Annotated in this window: 20 protein-coding genes; 2 read left to right on the forward strand and 18 right to left on the reverse strand. The window is 35.0% G+C overall.

Annotated elements, in window-relative coordinates:
- Window positions 1-103 precede the first annotated feature (103 nt).
- From QO263_RS00130 to QO263_RS00150, 5 genes are all read right to left on the reverse strand, one after another.
- Window positions 104-937 carry a M23 family metallopeptidase gene (locus QO263_RS00130; RefSeq protein ID WP_285624963.1) on the reverse strand — a complete coding sequence of 278 codons (834 nt, stop codon included), beginning with the start codon at window positions 935-937 and terminating at the stop codon, window positions 104-106.
- A 251-nt stretch (window positions 938-1,188) separates the two neighbouring features.
- Complete coding sequence (gene spoIID / locus QO263_RS00135) at window positions 1,189-2,178, reverse strand: stage II sporulation protein D (protein WP_285624964.1); 990 nt, start codon at window positions 2,176-2,178, stop codon at window positions 1,189-1,191.
- Between the two features lie 189 nt (window positions 2,179-2,367).
- Window positions 2,368-4,728 (reverse strand): trans-4-hydroxy-L-proline dehydratase, encoded by a 2,361-nt coding sequence (gene hypD / locus QO263_RS00140; protein WP_285624966.1) that lies wholly within the window; start codon window positions 4,726-4,728, stop codon window positions 2,368-2,370.
- Window positions 4,729-4,732: 4 nt separating this feature from the next.
- The gene (locus QO263_RS00145) at window positions 4,733-5,641 is read right to left on the reverse strand and encodes a glycyl-radical enzyme activating protein (protein ID WP_285624968.1); all 909 of its coding nucleotides are present in this window, start codon (window positions 5,639-5,641) and stop codon (window positions 4,733-4,735) included.
- Between the two features lie 271 nt (window positions 5,642-5,912).
- A complete protein-coding gene (locus QO263_RS00150; protein ID WP_285624971.1) occupies window positions 5,913-7,310 on the reverse strand; it encodes a sigma-54 interaction domain-containing protein in 1,398 nt (465 codons plus the stop codon).
- Between the two features lie 191 nt (window positions 7,311-7,501).
- Here QO263_RS00150 and QO263_RS00155 point away from each other — a divergent pair, with 191 nt between their 5' ends.
- Entirely contained in the window at window positions 7,502-7,648 is a 147-nt protein-coding gene (locus QO263_RS00155) for a hypothetical protein (RefSeq protein ID WP_285624973.1), read from the forward strand.
- 126 nt (window positions 7,649-7,774) lie between these two features.
- Window positions 7,775-7,984, forward strand: coding sequence for a hypothetical protein (locus QO263_RS00160; protein ID WP_285624976.1), 210 nt, complete (start codon window positions 7,775-7,777; stop codon window positions 7,982-7,984).
- Between the two features lie 32 nt (window positions 7,985-8,016).
- On the opposite strand, the gene QO263_RS00165 is transcribed toward QO263_RS00160, so the two are convergent.
- The 13 genes from QO263_RS00165 to QO263_RS00225 form a co-directional block, all read right to left on the reverse strand.
- Window positions 8,017-9,807 (reverse strand): 5'-nucleotidase C-terminal domain-containing protein, encoded by a 1,791-nt coding sequence (locus QO263_RS00165; RefSeq protein ID WP_285624978.1) that lies wholly within the window; start codon window positions 9,805-9,807, stop codon window positions 8,017-8,019.
- A 212-nt stretch (window positions 9,808-10,019) separates the two neighbouring features.
- Entirely contained in the window at window positions 10,020-10,814 is a 795-nt protein-coding gene (locus QO263_RS00170) for a DUF169 domain-containing protein (protein WP_285624980.1), read from the reverse strand.
- Window positions 10,815-10,819: 5 nt separating this feature from the next.
- Window positions 10,820-11,671 carry a MetQ/NlpA family ABC transporter substrate-binding protein gene (locus tag QO263_RS00175; protein ID WP_285624982.1) on the reverse strand — a complete coding sequence of 284 codons (852 nt, stop codon included), beginning with the start codon at window positions 11,669-11,671 and terminating at the stop codon, window positions 10,820-10,822.
- Between the two features lie 20 nt (window positions 11,672-11,691).
- The gene (locus QO263_RS00180; protein ID WP_285624985.1) at window positions 11,692-12,366 is read right to left on the reverse strand and encodes a methionine ABC transporter permease; all 675 of its coding nucleotides are present in this window, start codon (window positions 12,364-12,366) and stop codon (window positions 11,692-11,694) included.
- Window positions 12,367-12,384: 18 nt separating this feature from the next.
- Window positions 12,385-13,368, reverse strand: a complete 984-nt coding sequence (locus QO263_RS00185) for a methionine ABC transporter ATP-binding protein (RefSeq protein WP_285624987.1) — start codon at window positions 13,366-13,368, stop codon at window positions 12,385-12,387.
- Between the two features lie 223 nt (window positions 13,369-13,591).
- Window positions 13,592-14,848 (reverse strand): UDP-N-acetylglucosamine 1-carboxyvinyltransferase, encoded by a 1,257-nt coding sequence (murA, locus tag QO263_RS00190; protein ID WP_285624989.1) that lies wholly within the window; start codon window positions 14,846-14,848, stop codon window positions 13,592-13,594.
- Window positions 14,849-14,970: 122 nt separating this feature from the next.
- On the reverse strand, window positions 14,971-15,756 hold the full coding sequence (locus QO263_RS00195; protein WP_285624992.1) for a YwmB family TATA-box binding protein: 786 nt from the start codon (window positions 15,754-15,756) through the stop codon (window positions 14,971-14,973).
- A 301-nt stretch (window positions 15,757-16,057) separates the two neighbouring features.
- Window positions 16,058-16,459: a F0F1 ATP synthase subunit epsilon gene (locus QO263_RS00200; protein WP_285624994.1), complete on the reverse strand. Its 402-nt coding sequence runs from the start codon at window positions 16,457-16,459 to the stop codon at window positions 16,058-16,060.
- Between the two features lie 12 nt (window positions 16,460-16,471).
- Window positions 16,472-17,872: a F0F1 ATP synthase subunit beta gene (gene atpD / locus QO263_RS00205; RefSeq protein ID WP_285624997.1), complete on the reverse strand. Its 1,401-nt coding sequence runs from the start codon at window positions 17,870-17,872 to the stop codon at window positions 16,472-16,474.
- A 136-nt stretch (window positions 17,873-18,008) separates the two neighbouring features.
- Window positions 18,009-18,866, reverse strand: a complete 858-nt coding sequence (atpG, locus tag QO263_RS00210) for an ATP synthase F1 subunit gamma (RefSeq protein WP_285624999.1) — start codon at window positions 18,864-18,866, stop codon at window positions 18,009-18,011.
- Between the two features lie 42 nt (window positions 18,867-18,908).
- On the reverse strand, window positions 18,909-20,414 hold the full coding sequence (atpA, locus tag QO263_RS00215; RefSeq protein ID WP_285625002.1) for a F0F1 ATP synthase subunit alpha: 1,506 nt from the start codon (window positions 20,412-20,414) through the stop codon (window positions 18,909-18,911).
- A 14-nt stretch (window positions 20,415-20,428) separates the two neighbouring features.
- The gene (locus QO263_RS00220; RefSeq protein WP_285625006.1) at window positions 20,429-20,980 is read right to left on the reverse strand and encodes a F0F1 ATP synthase subunit delta; all 552 of its coding nucleotides are present in this window, start codon (window positions 20,978-20,980) and stop codon (window positions 20,429-20,431) included.
- Window positions 20,968-21,480 carry a F0F1 ATP synthase subunit B gene (locus tag QO263_RS00225; RefSeq protein ID WP_285625008.1) on the reverse strand — a complete coding sequence of 171 codons (513 nt, stop codon included), beginning with the start codon at window positions 21,478-21,480 and terminating at the stop codon, window positions 20,968-20,970. The genes QO263_RS00220 and QO263_RS00225 overlap by 13 nt, the downstream gene beginning before the upstream one ends.
- Window positions 21,481-21,620: the final 140 nt, after the last annotated feature.

Consider the following 21,620-nt stretch of genomic DNA (forward strand, 5'->3'; position numbering starts at 1 on the left):
TTGACGGTATTATTGAATTTATGAGTCTTTTTAAGTAATACTTATGCACAATTATAAAATATTAGAACTACTGAAATTCTGCTGTATTCTTATTTTTCAAAGATTATTTAATTTTCGGTAAATAATTTTTAGGATTTACATTTTTCCCATCTTTTAATACTTCAAAATGCAAATGTGGACCATCTGATAATTCAATTCCTACTCCCTTGCCTATTCCACTTATTGCATCACCTTTTTTTAATTTTTGACCTACCTTCACCATTTCATCTGTAGATAGGCAGCCATACTTGGTTTCTAATCCATTTCCATGATCTAAAGTAACTACTATTCCCAGCTCTGTATCTTTTTCTATTTCTTTTACTGTTCCATCTAATACTGCCTTCACTACTGTTCCTTCAGTTGCTTTTATGTCTATTCCATTATGTGTAGTCCACTGCTCTAATGTTTTTGAATATACCAATGTACTATCTGCATAATCCCTTAATAAATTTCCCAGAGTTGGCTGAGCCATTACTGTGGATGTTGGTTCTTCTTTAATAGAATTGCCTGAGGTTGATGTAACCTTTGTCTTTTGTTCTTCTGGAGTCACGGCTCCTTTGTCTTCTGTATCTTTGGTTGTTTCTTTTTCTGTTTCTCCATCTATCTCTATTAATGTGACATCTTTACTCTCATCTTCTTCTAAGTCTTCAATGTCATCATAATAGCCTTCCGCAAATTTTAAGTAATCCATATCTTGTAGATTGTTTGCTTTGTCAAAATTAGTTTTTGAGACCCAAACTGCTGTAGTTGTCACTATACATATACAAATAAATAAGATTACATAGAAGCCATCTTTATCTACAATAGATTTGGTTCTCCGCGATACTTTGTTTATTATTGGATTTTTTATTTTATTATTGCCTTTATTATTATCTGGTTCTTTATTAAACTCGTCCATACGCCTCACCTCCATTAGATATTGTGACCAATTATAGAAAATTCATACATAATATAAAAAAATTTTTTATAAAAAAAGAGATCCTTCGCTTACGCTCAGAATGACAAGCTGATATGAAAACCAGCTACTGCTTTTATTGTCATTCTGAACGAATGTGAAGAATCTCATTTAATTTTTAAGACTAATTTTCTACGAAACGACGATGACATCAATCCCTGCATATTCTTAGTTGTTTCAATAATTCTTAATTCTCAATTGTATTTCCTAATCTCTACTCCTTGATAATAATGCTTTAATATTTGCTCATACGAGCTGCCGTTCTTTGCCATAGCATTGGCTCCCCACTGACTCATACCTACTCCGTGACCGTTGCCTAAGGTTTCTATTACTATATTATCTCCTATAAGGTTGATTTTAAAATTAGTTGAATTTAAGCTAAAGGCTGTTCTAAAATCTCTGCCTTCAATAATTTTTTCTCCTATCATCAATTTCTTTATTCTGCCTGTTTCACTTTTGTCAGCTACTTTTATTACTTGTGTTACATTTTTCTTCGTAATTTCAATATTAGGCACCATTTCTTTAATCTTTTTGACAAAATCGTTGAATGTCATAGTGATACTTGAATGAAATTTAGGAGCACTTTCTTCATTTGGACTAGATACTGATCTTAGATAAGGCTTTAATGTTGCAAATACATTTTCCGAATCCTCTGTCATTCCTCCACTAGATGAATGGTACAGTGCATCTATCAGTTCTCCTTCAAATGTTACTACCATGCTTTTGGTCTCATCTACTGCCTGAACTATTTTAGGCCAATATTCTGTAGTCCAGCTTTGACCATGAGCCTGCTCTAGCTCCTCTAGTGTTAGATATGCCTGACAATGAACTCCTGTACAAAGTGGTGCTGTTATATGGTCAAGATGTCCGTCTTTAAATCTTTCTATTCTAGTCAATGCATAAGTTCTAGCTGCTATGGCCTGAGCCTTCAATGCCTCTATATGAAATGCTGCTGGCATTTCAGCAGCTACTACTCCCTTTAAGTATTCTTCCAGCTCCATTTCATCTGTATTACCTGTTTTTGTATTATATATTTTCACCAGTTCTTTACCCTCTATGATTTTCTGCTGATCGTTTTTTATTGGAGCTTTTCCTTTATCTACATCACAGCTTTTTACTAAAAATAATGGCAGCAGTATGGTCATAAAGAGAATGAAGATTATGTACATAGCAATGTTTTTCATAAGTGTTATCCCCCTGTTTTTTAAATTTGTAAAGTTGAGAAATCAATTCTATTTTAATTGTATGCAAGAGGGATAAGCTATATGAAAAAAATTAGAGATACTTCGCTAATGCTCAGTATGACACAAAAGCTGCCATTCTGAGACGCAGTCGAAGAATCCCTTTTTTCATTTCTCAACTCTCAATTGCATCTAAAATGCCCTGTGTTCAGTTCTAGCTATGATTTCATTCTGCAATTCTTCTGTTAAATCATTGAAATAATCACTATAGCCTGCTACTCTCACTATTAAGTCCTTGTACTCTTCAGTATTTTGCTGTGCCTTTCTTAAAGTATCTGCACTTATGACATTAAATTGTATATGATGTCCGTCTAGTTTGAAATAGGTTCTAACTAGATGCATTAGGTTTTCTATTCCTTCATCATCATTTAACAGTGATGGTGTGAATTTTTGATTTAGTAATGTTCCACCAGTTCTCAAATGATCCATTTTTGAGGCTGATTTTATAACTGCTGTTGGCCCTAATCTATCAGTACCTTGAACTGGCGATATACCTTCTGACTGAGGCATATGAGCTTTTCTTCCATCTGGTGTGGCACCTGTTACTGAACCAAAATACACATGACAGGTGGTAGGAAGCATATTTATTCTATAGGTACCTCCTTTTACAGATGGCCTGCCATTTACTGCGTTATAGAAATAATTAAAGGCTTCTCTCATTATTTCATCAGCATAATCATCGTCACTGCCATACCTTGGTGTCTTATTTAAAAATAGCTGTCTAATACGCTCCTTGCTTTCAAAATTATCTTTTAAGGCTTCTAGCATTTCATTCATAGTCAATGTTTTATTCTCGAAAACATGATATTTTATAGAGCTTAAGCTGTCTGTTAATGTGCCTATACCTACTCCCTGTATATACATGGAGTTGTATCTTGCTCCACCTGAATTATAGTCCTTGGCATTTTTTATACAATCGTCAATTATGATTGATAAAAATGGCGACGGCATGTATTTCATATATAGTTTTTCTATAATGTTGTTTCCTCGTATCTTTATATTTATAAAGTAATTTATTTGCTTTTCAAATGCAGACATTATCCCTTGGAAGTCATTAAATTCTCTTGGATCTCCTGTTTTTATTCCTATTTGCTTTCCTGTCTGCGGGTCTACTCCATTGTTTAGGGTTACTTCCAACACCTTTACCAAATTAAAATATCCTGTCAATATAAATGCTTCTTTACCAAAGGCTCCTGTTTCTACACATCCGCTGGTGCCTCCACATCTTGCATCTTCAATGGACTTGCCTTGTCTAAGCATTTCCTCTATTACTATGTCAGCATTAAATATTGAAGGCTGTCCCCATCCCTTCTTTATTATTTCGCTAGCTTTTTTAAGGAATTTATCAGGACTTTTTCTGCTTAGCTGAATATTTGAGCTAGGCTGTAACAGTCTCATTTCATCTATTACTTCAAGCATCATATAGCTTACATCGTTTACACCATCAGTACCATCTATCTTTAACCCGCCACAGTTTATATTTGCAAAGTCAGTATAAGTGCCGCTTTCCTTCAATGTAACTCCTACTTTAGGAGGCGCTGGCTGATTGTTAAATTTAATCCAGAAAAGCTGTAAAAGCTCCTTAGCCTTTTCTTCCGTTAATGTTCCTTCTTCTATTCCTTTTTTGTAATGGGGATAGAGATGTTGGTCTAATCTTCCTGGATTGAATGAATCCCATGCATTTAACTCTGTTATTACAGAAAGATGTACAAACCAATAAGCCTGCAACGCTTCATGGAAGCTTCTCGGATTATTAGCTGGTACATGACTGCATACATCGTAAATCTTTAACAATTCTTCTTTTCTTTTTGGATTTTCCTCCAATTCTGCAAGTCTTTTAGCCTCTAATGCATGTCTTTCACCAAAGATAATTATTGCATCACAGCATATTGACATAGCCTTAAGCTGTTCATGCTTATCGTAGGCAGCTAAATCGTTGATGAAATCCAGCTTTTCAATTTCTTTTTGAATTTCCTTTTTAAACTCTAAGAAGCCTTTATTAAATACTTTATTGTCTCCTACAGTGTGTCCAGGTGCTCTTTGCTCCATAAATTCAGTAAATATTCCTGCATTGTAGCAGTCCTTCCATTCCTCAGACATCTGGTCAAATAGTAGGTCTCTTATGGACTTGCCTTTCCAGAAGGGTATTATTTCTTCTGCTTGAATTCTCTTTGACTCTTCATCTACTCTAAAAAACACTTTTTCTCTTTTATCAATGGTTTCAAAATCCTCTATGCTATGGCAGCAAAGCTCAGGATAAGTTGGTGTAGCCTTGGGTAATGGTCCTCTTTCTCCTACTATAAGCTCACCTTCGCCTATGTATACTGTCTTGTTTTCCATAAGCTCTTTAAATGTCAATGCCCTTAGAACAGGAATTGAAACTTTGCCTTGATATTTTTTATAGGCATTAGTTACTATCTGTGCCCTTTCCACAGAAATAGTAGGAACAGCATCTAAGCTCCTTTGTCTCAAAATTCGTACTCTTTCATTCATGTGATCATCCCCCTATCTTAACATTTATACCACAGCCTCTGATTATATCGGCACTAAAGTCCATTGCTTCTTTAGTTGGTTCTTCTACCTCTAACATTCTGTATGATTTACCAAGTCTATTGTATTTTTCCTGCCCAATCCTATGATATGGCAGTAGATTTACCATTTTTACATTGGGTAAGGTTTTAATAAAATCCCTAAAGGCTTCTAAATCTTCCTTACTGTCATTTATCCTTGGTATCATAGGTATTCTAATAATCACTTCTTTGTTTAAGTCTCTTAATAGTTCAAGGTTTTCTAATATCATTCTATTCGGAACACCAGTATACTTTTCATGTTTGATAGAATCCATCTGTTTTAAATCATATAGAAATAAGTCTGTTAACTGACTGACTTCTTCCATTATCTCTTTTGATGCAAAGCCACAGGTATCAATGATAGTATGTATTTCAAGCCTTTTCATTTCCTTTAATAATGCAATCAAAAATCTTGGCTGCATTAGTGGCTCTCCTCCAGAAAATGTGACCCCACCCTTTGATTGCTGGAAAAAATCCTTATCCTTCAATATCTCTGATACTACTTCGTCTACGGTCATGACCTTGCCTGCCATTTTTCTGGCTTCGGCATAGCACACCTTTGCACATTCACCACAATGGACACATTCTTTTATGCTTGTAATAACCATGCCATTTACTTCTTTTATTGCATTTTGCTTGCATGCTTCTATACATGCCTTGCAGCTTATACAACGATTTGGGAATAGCAAAAGCTCGCTTTTTATCTCCTGACTTTCAGGATTGTGGCACCACCAGCAGCTTAAAGGACAGCCTTTTAAAAACACTGTCGTTCGTATTCCCGGACCATCGTGTATAGAATATTTCATTATGTTAAAAACTCTACCTTCTATAACCATCACCCCTGTTTTATCCCTTTACCTATATATTTTTTAATAGCAAGTTTTATGCCAGAAAAAGAACTAAAAAGAGCTGATATCTGAGACGTTCGTCTAGAAACGCTCTTAACTGAGTCCTTACGGGCAGAAATTGAGACTGGTTAAGAATATGGATTTAAGTTTGAAAATTGAGAGCTGATTTAAAATAAGAAAAAGCCTAAGTACTGGAATGAGTACTTAGGCTTTTTAGGATTAAAAAGTCCTATTTTTAGGACTTTTTAATCTAAGGATATTATAATTCGTACCTTTTTAATTTTCCATGCAGAGTTTGTTTAGGAATTTTTAGGGCTCGTGCTGCTTTGGCGCAGTTTTGTCCTGATTCTTCAAGAGCTGCTTTAATAAGATGCTTTTCATATTCGTCTACAGCATCCTTTAGGCTTGTACCTTTTGGCAATGATGATTCAGTCAATTTTACCTTGGCATCTTTTACGCAGGATGTAGTTTGAAGCTGTAAATCTTCTAAGGTTATATATTTTCCTTCTGCAAAATTCATAGTTGATTCAATAATGTTTTGCAGCTCCCTTACGTTTCCTGGCCAGTCATGATTAAAAAAGTATTCATTTACTTCCTTATCCACTCCTTTGATGGATTTGTTCATTTTGCTATTGCATGTATTTATAAAATGCTCAACTAGCATTGGAATATCTTCTTTTCTTTCTCTGAGAGGAGGTATGCGAAAATATATAACATTCAGCCTGTAGTACAAATCCTCCCTAAGTGTTTTCTGTTCTACTAGTTTTCTAGGTTCTATATTTGAGGCTGCTACTATTCTAACATCTACAACCTTAGTTTTAGTGCTTCCTACTCTCCTTATAACTCCATCTTCTATTACTCTAAGCAGCTTTGATTGTAGCTCCAAATTCATGGAATTCAATTCGTCTAGGAATAGTGTTCCTCCATCGGCCAATTCAAACAATCCCTGTTTGTCTTTAGCTCCTGTAAAGCTACCTTGTACTGTACCAAAAAGTATACTCTCAAGTAAATTTTCTGGCAATGCTCCGCAGTTTTGAGCAATAAAAGGCCTATTTCTTCTGCTGCTTAAGTTATGTAAGCTTTGAACTATAAGCTCTTTTCCTGTTCCTGTTTCTCCGAAAACAAATACTGGAGAGTCACTATTGGCAACTTTTTGGACCTTTTTCTTTAATTCCGCTATAGGAGTACTATTGCCTATTATGTCTACAAGTCTATACTGACTACCATTGGGTAAAAACTTATTTTCACCTGTCCCCTTACCATGTAATGTACTATGCAGCATAAGTATCTTTTCAGATAATTCCTTTACATGGGTTAAATCCTTGAAGATTTCAATGGCACCCTCTATTTTGTCTCCCTTTATTATAGGTATTGTTGATGTAACAATTGAAACATTTTTCCCTTTACAATTTATGTAGTTTTGAACATGATTTATTATTGGCTTTTTACTATTTATTACTTTATAAAAGGTGCTATTATCTTTATTTATGTTTGGAAATACCTGAAAAATATTTTTACCTACTGCTTCTCGTGGACTAAAGCCTGTAATATTTATGGATGGTTCGTTGAAATAGACAATGCTAAGATTTGAATCTACGACTATTACTCCTTCTTCTAAATGGCTAATCATTAATTCAATAATCTTTTTATAATCCATATGAGCCACCACCGTTCTTTTATGAATTGAGAACTGAAAGTTGAGAATTGAGAATTAAAGGAAGAAATACTGCTATATATTAAATTGTATAATATATTGAAATGAAATGCCATAGAATTTATTCTTGAGATGATGATATAGTCATTATATGGTATAATGAATGTGAATATTGGTAAAAGGTGATGATATTATTGGAAATCATATATTCTAAAACAGCAGCAAAGGCTATTATCTCAATGAACAAGAATACTAGGGAAAGAATAAAAATAGGAATAGAAGGACTAGTTGATATTTCTCCTAAAGGAGATATTAGACAGATGCAAGGAATAGAGCAATAATATTTCGCTTAAGGATAGGTAAGTATAGAGTATTGTTTGAATATATTATGAAAAATGAGGAAAGATTTCTATTTATAAAGGATATCGGATCTAGAGGAGATATATATAAATAAAGGAGATGGTACCATGACCCAAATAACTAAACAAATTATCGAAATGATAGATATGTTACCTGAAAAGGAACAAATATTAGCTTTTGAGTTTATTAAGAGAATGGTTCTCGCTTGGGATAATGATTTTACAAAATTAACACCATCAGAAAGAGAGACTTTAAAAAAAGCGGATGCTGAACTTATTAATAATGAATTTTTAAGCCATTCCGATGTATGGAGCTAAAGTAAAAAAGACGAGTTTCCTCGTCTTTTTTGCTAGTTTGCTGGTATTAATATCTGTTGTCCTGGGAATATTAGGTGTGGATTCTTTAGGCTATTGAATTCAGCTAGTTTTTCCCATACTGTTCCAAATTGTTTTGCTATCTTCCATAGTACATCTCCAGGTTTTACTACATATGTTTGTGTTGTAGCTGCTGCTGGTTCTTCTTTTTTTGGCTCTTCTACTGATGGTTGTTCTACTGCTGGTTCCTCAACTTTTGGTTCTTCTACTTCTGGTGTTTCCTCTACTACCTTTTCTATAACTGTCATTCTTGGTCTAGCTTCAGCTGGTATTGAATCTAGTCCTTTAACGTAGTCTATAAGCACTTCGTCAAGAGCTTGTAATTCAACTACTAATTTACCTTCTTTGAACATTACATAGTCGTCTCCACCTACTGCCATGAAGTCGTTTGTAGCCACTTTATATATTTTATCTAAATCTAGAGCTTCTCCGCCTATCTTAACATCCTTAACTCTCTTTCCTGCTTCCTCGTTTAAATCTAAAGTAAATGTAGCACCTGCAACTTGTGCAAATGAACCTGCCAAGTCTGGATAGCTTTTTGTTCCATGCTCAAGAGCTGCTAATATTTGAGCTCCTGTATATTCTTTAACTATTACATAATTTCCAAATGGAAGAACTGTAATTATATCTCCCATAGTGATATCTCCAGCTTTAATAGATGCTCTTATTCCACCACCATTGGTAATAGCCATGTCAGCACCTGAAGCCGCTAGCATAGCATCTGTAATAAGATTTGAAAGGTTAGTTTCTCCACCTCTTACATGTTCTCTTACACCATCAAGTTCCACATCAGTTTTTGCTACTATTTCTGAAGTAATAACTTTGTTCTCTTCTTCAATTTCAGTGATTATTGCAGCAACTGTAGCATCTGTCTCTAACTCTGCTGCTTCATCTTTACTAAATAATGTAGGTTCTACAGCTGTTAATTTTCCATCTTGGAATGTTAATTCAACTATACCTAGATTATTATTATATTCGCCTGTTGATACTATCTTAGTAGCTTTGTCTGCATTGTCTATAGTATCTAAAGCTGAGTGACTATGTCCGTCTATAATTAAATCTATTCCTTCAACATTGTCTCTTACTTTATAAGATGTATCTACGCTTTCTTTATCAATTCCCAAGTGTGCTACTGCTATTATAGCATCTACGTTCTTTTCTTTTAATTCTGCTACTATCTTTTTAGCCGCTTCTACTGGATCTGCAAATGTTAGACCTTCAACATTTTTAGGATTAGTCTTGTAAGCTGTCTCTGGAGTTGAAAGACCAAATATACCTATTTTAAGTCCTCCTACTTCTTTTATTACATAAGAATCTAAAAGTGTAGTTCCATCTTCTTTTACTAGATTTGATGATAGTAAAGAGAAATTCATTAATTCTTTAAGCTCTAATAATCTCTCTTGTCCATAGTTGAAGTCATGATTTCCAGGAGTCATTACATCATAACCTATAGCATTCATAACTTTAACTATACTCTCACCTTTTGAAATTGTAGCGAAAGTTTGTCCATGTAGAGTATCTCCTGCATCTATTACTAGTACGTTAGGATTAGCTTCTTTAATAGCTTTTATTTTAGTTGCTACTTTTGCAAATCCTAGGCCATCTGCAACTCTTGAGTGCGTATCGTTTGTATGTACTATTGTAACTGTTACCGCGTTATCTGCTGCTTCCTCTGCGTATACTCCCGCAACTGGAGCAAATACTAGCCCTAGTACCATTGAAAGCATAACTAGTAGGCTAAGAATTCTTGTTTTCTTAAAATTCATTTTACATCCTCCTTTTGTATTTTTAATTATATTTTTATTTTTCTGCATATATTAAATGTTATTCTACAGATAAAAGAAAATTCCTGCCAATTTATAAAAATTGTACGAGGCTATATATTTGAATCACTTTTCATATCTGAATATCATTCCCTTTTGTAAAATTATAATATCCTATGCATGAAAAAAAGACGAGATTTCTCTCGTCATAGATACTATTTTAAATACAAACCAGTATAATAATTTTTATCGTATACTATGTCTAAATCATCTCGTCCTTCCTCTTTAAGCTTGGACTCAATTATTGATTTATTTTTATTTGGCTCTATGGGATTTATGGTAGCATATATACCATCTACCACTGTAGAAAATCTATTGAATGGCATACCTATACCAATTTCATCATCGCCCCAGCCACACATATGTCTAGTTCCTGAGCATAATAAGCTTACATTGATATTGTTGCTCTCGTATGGATAAGCGGTACATTCTGAGCACACTGCATTGTTACCTAGCATCTTAAAGGAACTGTATGCGCCATACATATAAGTGTAGCCTTGTATTATTCTCATTGCATTATATGAACTGGTTATTATCAAAACAACATCTGGATTTTCCGTATATTCCTCTAATGGCTTTATCATTACTCCGTATGCCTTATGTTTACACATAGTCATGTTACTGATAGTATTTTTTGATGTGGTCAAATCCTGATATAATCCTGATTTGCTATGGTATCTGCCTGAAGTAATGATTTCATCAGCTTCTAAAATTCCTAAGTTCCTCGCAGATGCAAGGCAGCCAAAATTCTCTAAAGTTGCTTTAATTGAATAGCCGCTCATGGCAGTCTTCACCATAACACAATAAGGAGATTTTGCTCTTAGTTTTTTGGCATTTGCTTCTTCAAATTCTTCCTCTGTAAATAGAAACTTTACACCTACTACTTTTCTTTTTAATTCAAGAGAACAATTTACTTTACTTATAATGTCTCTTAGCTTTACTGCATCCATTTTAATTACTCCTGTTCAAATAATTTGTATTTGCCTTGGAAGTGGTCATTAAATTTGTCTTTATATTCATCTGATGTAAGTAAACTGATTACATCCTTAGCCCATTCTGATTCAACATCTTCACTTCTTGTTATTATACCAATTGGAAAATCTTTATTCTGTACGTCTTCATATAAGTATTCATCAGCCTTAACTACTCCAGATTCTGCCATATAAACTGCAGGTGAAATCAATGCATCTACATCGTTTATACTACGTGCTGTATGAATAATATCAGTTTCAATTAATTTTATATTTTTAGGATTATCTTCTATTTCGAGGATTGTATAGAATGGTCCTGTTTTTTCTCCTAATGTTATTAAACCAGCATCTTTTAAGATTATTAAACTTCTGCTTAAGTTAGTTGGGTCACCAGGTACTGCTATTTGTGCATTCATTGGAAGCTCATCAAGTGACTTAATCTTTGCAGAGTAAATGCCAAAGAAAGAATAGTAATAATATGGTTCAACCATTGCTAAGTCAGCATTGTTTTCTTTGTTGAAGGTTTCCATCCATGGCTTGTGATTTGCTAATATACCATCTAAGTCACCATCTTTTAGAGCTGTAGCTGGTAGCTGATTAGCATCAAACATAATTACTTCTACATTGTATCCCTTGTCTTTAAGACCTTCTTTAACCCATTGTAATACTGGTTCTGTTGTTGAAAGACAGCCTAGTTTTATATCCTTTTTTGCTGCAGATGAATCATTATTAGCATCGTTATTAGCAGGTGCTTTCTCTCCACTGCAAGCTGCTAGTGAAAGTAGCATTGTCATAGCTAATATAAGTACAATAGCTTTAATTGATTTGTTCTTCATTTTAGTGTCCTCCTAGTATTTTATAATATTTTTTTATATAACAAATTCCCAACACTTTGAATAGCCTGTACCATTATGAATAATATAAATACAGAAGTATAGAGAATTGTGTTGTTAAAGCTTTGATATCCATAGTTTAAGGCCACTGCTCCTATGCCTCCTGCACCAACTGCTCCTGCCAGAGTAGTTGCTGACAAAAAGCTTATGGCAGACAATGTTGTACCTGCTACTATACTAGGTATCGCTTCCTTTACCATGACTCTCGTGATTATTTGCCAGTCTGATGCGCCAAATGATCTGGCAGCTTCAATTAGTTGCTTGTCTACTTCGTTTAAGCTATTTTCTATAATTTTAGCCAAAAATGGCGTAGCTGCAACTGTCAATGGTATTATAGCTGCTTTTTCTCCTATTGTTGTACCTACTGCTAGTCTTGTAATAGGTGACATAGCCACTATAAGTATGATTATAGGAAATGATCGTATACTATTTACTATAAAATCAACTCCCTTGTAAATCCATTTTTTAGGTCTTAGGCCTTTTGGTCCATATGTAACTAATACAATGCCAAGGGCAAAGCCTAAAACAAATGCCAATACCATAGAAGCTGACAGCATTCTAAGTGTAGCTAATATGGAAGGAGCTATAATAGTATTGAAATATTTTAACCAGTATTGCCAGTATTCTTGTGAGGTCATTTTTTCACCCCTTTCAAACTAATCCAATGAATAAATGTTCTTATCGATTAATTCCCAACTTACATTGTTTAATTTTAGATAATCTTCTACAGATTTATAGTGTTCATTAGAAACATTTATAATAACTGAACCGAGTATTTTGTCTCTGTAAGATTCCATATCTCCTCCCAGTATTGAGAAGTCTATGTCTAACTGTCTTGCCATTCTAGTAATTATAGGCATGGTAGTAGTGTTTTGTGCAAGAAGTATGCGTAAATTTGTTCCCTCCTTGGGCAATGTTATATCACTTTCACCAATGAGATTTTTCAATGCCTTTGGTTGTTTCAAAAATATATCTTCTACCATTCCGCTGGCAGCTACTACTCCATTTTCAAGAATAGATATTTCCTCGCAAACATTAGTTATTACGGACATTTGATGAGTTACTACTATAACTGTAATTCCTAACTGCTGGTTTAATTGAGTTAATAAATTTGTTATTGACTTTGACGTTTTAGGGTCAAGTGCTGATGTTGCTTCATCACACAGCAATATTTTAGGATTCAAAGCTAATGCTCTAGCTATGGCTACCCTTTGTTTCTGACCACCTGATAGTTCTTTAGGTTTTTGATGTATTTTATCTGGAATTTCAACTAGTTCTAAAAGCTCCTTAACCTTCTTATCTATTTTTTTAGAATCATATTTCCAGCATTTAAGAGGCAAAGCTATATTTTCATAAACAGTTAGCCTGCTAAGGAGTGAAAAGTGCTGAAATATCATTCCGATGTTTTTTCTAAATTCTCGTACATCACTGGGATTAAGATGCTTTAGATCCACCCCATCTACAATTAAACTACCTTCATCGTAGGTCTCTAATCCATTAATACATCTTAAAAGAGTAGATTTTCCAGCACCACTTCTACCAGCCAATCCATATATTCTGCCCTTTTCTATTTGTAAATCTACTCCACAAAGTACAGGAGTATCTCCATAGGATTTTACTATGTTGTTAGCTAGAATCATAGGAATTTACCTCCTCCTAAGAATAGTTCCTTTTACACGATAACAGATGTGAGTTATATAGTAAAATCAAATTATTTAATAGTTTGTCTTCAGAGTATTGATAAAATCAATACTTTTTTTATGACTTTTTTGTTAACTTTTACAAAGAAAAAAGCTAGTTTGTTATCCCTAGACTCTAATATTCTTCTCAGAAAAATAAAAAGGACAAGGTTTCCCTTATCCATTAATCTTCTTTTCTATATATTTTAGCCCCTAAATTTGCGAGTTTTTGTTCTATGTCTGTATATCCTCTATCTATATGGTATATATCGCTTATTTCTGTAGCTCCATCTGACACTAAACCTGCTAATATAAGTGCTGCACCTGCTCTTAAATCTGTAGCCTTTACTGGTGCTCCCATCATATTTTTAGTACCTTGTATAATTGCGCTTCTTCCATCTATCTTTATATCTGCGCCCATTCGTTTTAGTTCGTCTATATGCATAAATCGATTTTCAAATACTGTCTCTATCATTATACTTGTACCCTCAGCTATACTCATAAGCGCCATAAATTGCGATTGCATATCTGTAGGAAATCCTGGGTATGGAAGAGTCTTTATATCTACTGCTTTTACTCCATTATTAGCAATTACCCTTACTGTATCTTCTCCTTCTTCTACTTTTACTCCTGCTTCTATAAGCTTAGCTATTATGGGCTTAATATGGCTTGGTATTACATTCTCTATTAAAACATCTCCTCCAGTAATCGCAGCTGCTACCATGTACGTTCCTGCCTCTATTCTATCTGGAATCACTGAGTGCTTCACTTTACCTAGTTCTGTTACTCCCTTTATCTTTATATTATTAGTGCCTGCTCCTTTTATATCTGCTCCCATTTTATTAAGAAAGTTGACTAGGTCTACAATTTCAGGCTCCATTGCAGCATTTTCTATTATAGTTTCTCCTTTTGCCATAGTAGCTGCCATTATAATATTTTCAGTAGCTCCTACACTTGGAAAATCAAGATATATTTTATCTCCTATGAGTCTATCTGCACTAGCTTCTACATATCCATGACCTACATCTATCTTTGCTCCCAATGCCTTAAAACCCTTTAAATGCAAATCTATAGGCCTTGTTCCTATTGCACAGCCACCAGGAAGAGATACTCTTGCTTTTCCCATGCGGGCCAACAATGGTCCCATTACCAAAAAAGAGGCCCTCATTTTTCTCATTAACTCATAAGGTGCTTCAACATTAATAATTTTCGAAGAATTAATTTCTAAGCTATTTTTACTAGCTCTATTTATGTCAACCCCTAAAGATGCAAGTACATCACTTATTACGTCTACATCATCTAAAGCTGGAATATCTTCAAGAGTACATACTTCCGAAGACAGAAGTGAAGCTGCTATAATTGGTAATGTAGAGTTCTTTGCTCCACTAATCTTTACAGAGCCTTTTAAAGCTGGGCTCTTTTCAACAATTATCATTGGCACGGTGTCTGTTCCTCCCTTTACGTTCATTTGTTTAGGTAGTTTTCCAATTACGCCCTATCTAAAGTAAGATCCTTCGTTACACTCAGGATGGCAATTCGTTTCAGTTGTTAATCCTCAATTATCTAGTATCCTATTGTAATTATTGGGTAACCCATAGTTATGTATGTTTTCCCCTCATACTCATTATAACTCAATGCAATGTTTAAATTCATCTTTTTATTTCCTGTATATATAGTTCTATCTAAATTTGGCGAATAAGCGGAAATACTCACAATATCGTCCCCTAATAAGCCTTCTACCTTTTTGCTGTTTGTTGCTGAAAGAATTTTTGTTATTTTCTTAATTATATTATCCTTATTCAATTCTGCCTCAAAAGTCCCAATAATGCAATAGGTAATTTCTGTTTTTATATTGTATACTTTACACAAATTATCAATTTTTCTTCTTATTTCTGCAATTTCTGCATAATCATCATCCATAATAATATCTATCACTATGCTAGTCTCTCTGCTATTTTTTTCTCTTTCAAAATATGAATAAAGTATTACTGTTACCTGATTATCATATTTATCCTTTCCATACATAACTAGCTGCAAGCTATCAAATGTTTCGCTATGCGAACTCATATGTCCTTCATTTTCAATGCTGTAATCTGCTTTTTGTTCTATCAGTCCTAATTCTTTTATAATATGTTTCTTCATACTTCTAAGTTGTTCCTCATCCTTATATAGTTCGTTGACTATTCCGCTAAAATTAAGGTTGAGGCTGGAAAAATCTGCTCCTGTTTCTTCAAAGGCTTTTATAAACAGTTCTTCGTCATTGAGATTTGTTTTCTCTGCATATGCAGAATTAATAAATGCTAGTATAACTATAAGTCCAATTGACAGCATCCCTTTTATAATTTTCATTTGCTCCCTCCATTGCACAAATTAAGGAAAGGACTTAAAGAAGCAAAAATGTAAAGGGGGACAAAACATTTTTGCTGTGAAGCCATCCTTCCCTCATATCAAGTATTAACATCTAATGGGGGGTTTTATACACGGTAAATTTAAAATTTATAAAAAGATAAATTCTTCATTTACGCTTATAATAAAGCAAAAATTAATAAAAAATAGGGACTGTCAGGAAACCATTCTTAATTATATCCGTGCGGAAATAATTTAAGAATGCCCCTAAACAGACCCTATCGCCTCAAATCGAGTGCATATTTTATTCTTTTTCTTCTGCTATTCTTATTCTATTTACTGCTTTTCTAAGAGCAATCTCTGCTCTGGCTACATCTATGTTGTCTCTTCTTTTTAGTCTTTCTTCTGCTCTTTGCTTTGCTTCTTTTGCTCTAGTTACATCTATTTCTTCAGGCCATTCTGCTGAATCTGAAATAATAGTTGTCTTTTCTTTGGTAACTTCTACGTAGCCTCCAGCAATAGCAGCTATTCTTGTTTTACCATCTTTTTTGATTTTGATTCTTCCTATATCAAGCGGTGTTACTAACGGAGCACGACCTCTAAGTATTCCTAAGTCGCCTTCTACACCTCTTACAATTACCATGTCTACTTCTTCCTCGAAAAATTTCCTATCAGGAGTTACTATTTCTAGCATAAACCCTGCCATTTATAGCACCTCCTAATATCCCATTTTTTTAGCTTTTTCTACAGCTTCATCTATTGTTCCTACAAATAAGAATGCAGACTCTGGTAAGTTATCGTGCTTGCCTTCAAGTATTTCTTTAAATCCTCTTACAGTTTCACTAATTGGTACATATTTACCTGCCATACCTGTAAACTGCTCTGCAACGCTAAAAGGTTGAGATAGGAAACGTTGAATTCTTCTAGCACGTGCAACTGTTATTTTATCGTCATCAGATAATTCATCCATACCAAGTATGGCTATAATATCTTGAAGCTCTTTATATCTTTGTAAAATCTCTTGTACTTGACGCGCTACATTGTAGTGCTCTTCCCCTACAACTAATGGATCTAGAATTCTAGATGATGAATCTAGTGGATCAACTGCTGGATATATACCTAGCTCTGATATCGCACGAGATAGAACTGTTGTAGCATCCAAGTGGGCAAAGGTAGTAGCCGGTGCAGGGTCTGTTAAGTCGTCAGCAGGCACATAAACAGCCTGAACCGATGTAATAGAACCCTTCTTAGTTGATGTAATTCTCTCCTGAAGCACACCCATCTCTGTAGCTAATGTAGGTTGATATCCAACGGCACTTGGCATACGTCCAAGTAAAGCTGAAACCTCTGAACCTGCTTGCGTAAATCTAAATATGTTATCTATAAATAGAAGTACGTCCTGTCCTTGCACATCTCTAAAGTATTCTGCCATTGTAAGTCCTGTAAGAGCAACTCTCATCCTTGCTCCTGGCGGCTCATTCATCTGACCAAATACTAGAGCAGTCTTGTCTATAACTCCAGATTCCTTCATTTCATAATAAAGGTCATTACCTTCTCTGGTTCTCTCTCCAACTCCAGAGAATACTGAAAGACCACCGTGCTCTTTTGCTATATTGTTAATAAGTTCTTGAATAAGAACTGTCTTTCCAACACCAGCTCCACCGAATAGTCCTATTTTACCACCCTTTGCATAAGGTGCTATAAGGTCTATGACCTTAATACCTGTTTCAAAAATCTCTGTTGCTGTTTCCTGCTCTTCAAAGGATGGTGCTGATCTATGAATAGGAAGTTGTTCACCAGTCTTTATTGGTTCACCTTCATCGATAGTTTCGCCAAGAACATTAAATAATCTACCCAATGTTGCTTTTCCTACAGGAATTGTTATAGCATTTCCTGTATCTACAGCATCCATGCCTCTAATAAGACCATCTGTAGAAGACATAGCAATACATCTAACTGTATCGTCGCCTACGTGTTGTGAGACTTCTGCTATTACCTCTCTGTCCCCTAATTGTATTTTGATTGCATTCAGAAGACGTGGCAATTTATCCTCACCAAATCTTATATCCAACACAGGTCCGATTATTTGAATTATTTTACCTATGTTTTTTTCGGCCATTCATTTCACTCCTTTGTTATTGCATTATTAACAATCGTTAAACAATAGTCAAGCTGTCGTTGTATCATCGCTAAACTGAGATCCTTCGCCTACGGCTCAGGATGACGAGAATGAAATAATTCTCAATCCTCAATTATTATTTAAGCGCTTCTGCTCCGCCTACTATTTCCGATATTTCTTGTGTTATCGATGCTTGACGTGCTCTATTGTATCTGAGCTCTAGATCTTCTATCATTTCTTCTGCATTATCTGTTGCTGACTCCATGGCGGTTCTTCTAGCCCCTTGCTCACTTGCAGAAGATTCAATTAGTGCTCCGTATATGGCACTGTGGATATACTTAGGGATTAAATAATCAAGTACCTCTTCTGGAGATGGTTCATATTCTATTAGAGTCTTAGAGCCTTTGTCTCCTTCTTCTCCTATGCTTTCCGCTGGTAGAAGCTTTAATATCTTTGGCTCTTGTGACATAACGCTTTTGAATCCAGTATATACAATATTTACTTCATCTACTTTGCAGTCTTCATATAGCTCTACAGCTAAGCCTCCTATACTGCTGGCATCCATAAAGCATGGTTCTTCAGATATGTTTAAAAATTCGCCAGCTACATTATATCCTCTTCTTTTAAAATAGTCCCTGCCCTTTTGTCCAACAGCTAGTATAACAGCATGTTCCTTGTCATCTATTTGGCTTTCTGCCAGTCTCATAACATTGCCATTATATCCTCCTGCCAAACCTCTATCTCCAGTTATGACAATAAAAGCACGGTTCTTCACTTCACGCTTTACAAGCAGAGGATGTCTTATCCCAGTTGTAGATGAAAGAATGTCTTGGATGCTTCTGACTAGTGTTTGATAATAAGGTCTGCTCATTTCCAGCCTTTCTCTAGCCTTTCTAAGCTTAGCAGATGAAACAAGCTCCATTGCCTTAGTTATCTGCTTTATGCCACCGACACTTCTAATTCTTCTTTTAATATCCTTCATCGATTGAGCCATGTGAGATCACCTCTTTTCTCTTTGAATCACAGCCTTTATACATTACATAAAGCTCTTTTTAAATTCTTCTATACCTTTAACTAGTTCAGCTTCTACTTCCTCTGTTAGTACTTTTGTATCACGAATACTCTTTCCAACTTGTGGATAACTGCCTTCCATAAATGCTAAAAATTCGCTTTCAAAATCCTTTAATCTATCTAGTGGTATATCTGAAACATATTTATTTGTAACAGCATAAAGCACCATTACTTGCTTTTCTACAGACATAGGACTGTATTGAGGCTGTTTTAGAATTTCCATTATTCTTTCACCATGAGATAATCTCTCTTCAGTTTCTTTATCTAGATCTGAACCAAACTGAGCAAATGCTGAAAGCTCCCTATATTGAGCAAGCTCAAGCTTAAGTCCTCCAGATACTTTTTTCATAGCTTTTATCTGCGCAGCTCCACCAACACGTGATACAGAAAGTCCTGAGTTAACAGCAGGTCTTTGTCCTGAGAAGAAAAGCTCTGTCTCTAGGAATATCTGTCCATCTGTGATAGATATAACGTTTGTTGGTATATAAGCTGATATATCTCCTGCGAGAGTTTCTATTATTGGTAGTGCAGTTATTGAACCGCCACCATATTTTTCATCAAGTCTTGCAGCTCTTTCCAAGAGTCTTGAGTGTAGGTAGAATACATCTCCAGGGTAAGCCTCACGTCCTGGTGGACGCCTCAAAAGTAATGACATTGCACGGTATGCAACCGCATGCTTCGATAAATCATCATATATAATCAATACATCTTTTCCGTTATACATAAATTCTTCTGCCATAGCTACACCAGCATAAGGTGCTATATATTGAAGTGGTGCTAGTTCACTTGCAGTAGCTGATACTATGATTGAATATTCCATAGCTCCCTTTGATTCTAGTGTATTAACTATTTGAGCTACTGTAGATCTTTTTTGTCCAATAGCTACATATATACAGATTACATCTTGTCCTTTTTGATTTATAATAGTGTCTATTGCAATAGCTGTTTTACCAGTTTGTCTATCTCCTATTATAAGCTCTCTTTGTCCTCTACCTATTGGTATCATAGAGTCAATAGCCTTTATACCTGTTTGTAGTGGTACAGAAACTGATTTTCTCTCAATAACTCCAGGTGCTCTTGATTCAATAGGTCTAAACTTATCTGAGCTTATTGGTCCTTTTCCATCTATTGGCTGGCCAAGTGCATTTACAACTCTTCCTATTAGATTATCTCCTACTGGAACCTCAACTATCCTTCCAGTTCTCTTAACGATGTCACCTTCTTTTATATTTTCATCAGAACCTAAAAGAACGCAACCTACGTTATCCTCCTCAAGGTTAAGAGCCATACCATATACTTCACCTGGGAACTCTAGAAGCTCACCAGCCATACAGCTTTCAAGGCCATGAATTCTTGCTATAGCATCTCCGACTTGAATTACAGTACCAACGTCTACTACATCAAGCTTTTTTTCATATCTTTTGATCTGCTCTTTTATAATTGAGCTAATTTCTTCAGGTCTTAGATTCATTTAGTTCTTCACCCCTATCCTATTCTTACTCTTACATTATTTAAGTCCTTGTAAAGTTCTTCAAATCTACCCTTGATACTTGAGTCTATAATCTTATCTCCTATTTTTACGAGGACTCCACCCATTACGGTGCTATCGATTTCATTTGAAAGAAGAACCTTTTTGTCAAGTTTCTTAGATAATTGTTTTTCTAGCTTCTTCATTTCTTCATCTTCCATAGGAACTGCAGTAATAGCCCTTGCTTCTACTATTCCTTGCTTTTCGTTTGAAAGCCTTGTATACTCTTCACTTATACCAGTTAGATGAGTCTCTCTGCCCTTATCTATGACTATATAGCAAAGATTAAGAATCTCTTGAGAAACTCTCTCCTTGAAAATAGAGTTAATAATATCCTTCTTTTCATCCTTTGAAAGCTTAGGGTGCTCAAATATGGTTTTTAGCTTTGGCTCACTTTTAAGTATCTGTGATATAGCTTTTATTTCTTCTTTAAACTCTTCTAGCTTATCCAGTTCAAGGGCAACCTCATATAGGGCTTCAGCATATCTTTTTCCTATTAATTCTGCCATTGCGCTTCCCCTACCTCATCGATAAACTTGTTTATCATTTCCTTATGAGCCTTTTCATCTAAGCTTTTCTCAACTACCTTTTCTGCAGCCATCATGGCTATCTCAACAACCTCTGACTTTAATTCAGCCATGGTTTTTTCTTTTTCTCTTTCAATGTCGCTTTTTGCTTTCGCTAGTACATTACCAGCCTCTGTCTTTGCTGATACTACAATTTCAGCTTTAAGCTCTTCGCCTCTCTTCTTTGCAGAATCTACTATGCCTCTTGCCTCTTGCTTGGCTTCATCTATCCTAGATTCGTACTCTTTTTTTAGAGTCTCTGCTTCTTCTCTATGAGACTTTGCTTCCCCTAATTCTTGAGCTATTCTTTCTTTTCTATCAGCTAAAAACTTTGAAACTGGCTTAAATAAAAAATGTCTCAAGATTAAAAATAATACTAATGTAGCTGAAATCTGCAGCAAAAAATTGACGGGATCTGGTAATACATTTACTTGAATATCCATGCTTTAAGCCTCCCTTCCTTGCTCGAAGTGTATAAACTAAGACTAAGTTCAGATGGGTAACCCCTCTAAACGCTAAGTCGTATTATCCAAGGATCATGCAATTCCTCAATTTCCACCTGAATAAATGGAAACTCTGAAAT

The sequence above is a fragment of the Proteiniborus sp. MB09-C3 genome (assembly GCF_030263895.1).
GTDB lineage: Bacteria > Bacillota > Clostridia > Tissierellales > Proteiniboraceae > Proteiniborus.

What these genes read in the sequence shown, in the direction of transcription:
- QO263_RS00130 (WP_285624963.1), bottom strand. Translation starts at nt 937, where the DNA reads ATGGACGAGTTTAATAAAGAACCAGATAATAATAAAGGCAATAATAAA.
- spoIID (WP_285624964.1), bottom strand. Translation starts at nt 2,178, where the DNA reads ATGAAAAACATTGCTATGTACATAATCTTCATTCTCTTTATGACCATA.
- hypD (WP_285624966.1), bottom strand. Translation starts at nt 4,728, where the DNA reads ATGAATGAAAGAGTACGAATTTTGAGACAAAGGAGCTTAGATGCTGTT.
- QO263_RS00145 (WP_285624968.1), bottom strand. Translation starts at nt 5,641, where the DNA reads ATGGTTATAGAAGGTAGAGTTTTTAACATAATGAAATATTCTATACAC.
- QO263_RS00150 (WP_285624971.1), bottom strand. Translation starts at nt 7,310, where the DNA reads ATGGATTATAAAAAGATTATTGAATTAATGATTAGCCATTTAGAAGAA.
- QO263_RS00160 (WP_285624976.1), top strand. Translation starts at nt 7,775, where the DNA reads ATGACCCAAATAACTAAACAAATTATCGAAATGATAGATATGTTACCT.
- QO263_RS00165 (WP_285624978.1), bottom strand. Translation starts at nt 9,807, where the DNA reads ATGAATTTTAAGAAAACAAGAATTCTTAGCCTACTAGTTATGCTTTCA.
- QO263_RS00170 (WP_285624980.1), bottom strand. Translation starts at nt 10,814, where the DNA reads ATGGATGCAGTAAAGCTAAGAGACATTATAAGTAAAGTAAATTGTTCT.
- QO263_RS00175 (WP_285624982.1), bottom strand. Translation starts at nt 11,671, where the DNA reads ATGAAGAACAAATCAATTAAAGCTATTGTACTTATATTAGCTATGACA.
- QO263_RS00180 (WP_285624985.1), bottom strand. Translation starts at nt 12,366, where the DNA reads ATGACCTCACAAGAATACTGGCAATACTGGTTAAAATATTTCAATACT.
- QO263_RS00185 (WP_285624987.1), bottom strand. Translation starts at nt 13,368, where the DNA reads ATGATTCTAGCTAACAACATAGTAAAATCCTATGGAGATACTCCTGTA.
- QO263_RS00195 (WP_285624992.1), bottom strand. Translation starts at nt 15,756, where the DNA reads ATGAAAATTATAAAAGGGATGCTGTCAATTGGACTTATAGTTATACTA.
- QO263_RS00200 (WP_285624994.1), bottom strand. Translation starts at nt 16,459, where the DNA reads ATGGCAGGGTTTATGCTAGAAATAGTAACTCCTGATAGGAAATTTTTC.
- atpD (WP_285624997.1), bottom strand. Translation starts at nt 17,872, where the DNA reads ATGGCCGAAAAAAACATAGGTAAAATAATTCAAATAATCGGACCTGTG.
- atpG (WP_285624999.1), bottom strand. Translation starts at nt 18,866, where the DNA reads ATGGCTCAATCGATGAAGGATATTAAAAGAAGAATTAGAAGTGTCGGT.
- atpA (WP_285625002.1), bottom strand. Translation starts at nt 20,414, where the DNA reads ATGAATCTAAGACCTGAAGAAATTAGCTCAATTATAAAAGAGCAGATC.
- QO263_RS00220 (WP_285625006.1), bottom strand. Translation starts at nt 20,980, where the DNA reads ATGGCAGAATTAATAGGAAAAAGATATGCTGAAGCCCTATATGAGGTT.
- QO263_RS00225 (WP_285625008.1), bottom strand. Translation starts at nt 21,480, where the DNA reads ATGGATATTCAAGTAAATGTATTACCAGATCCCGTCAATTTTTTGCTG.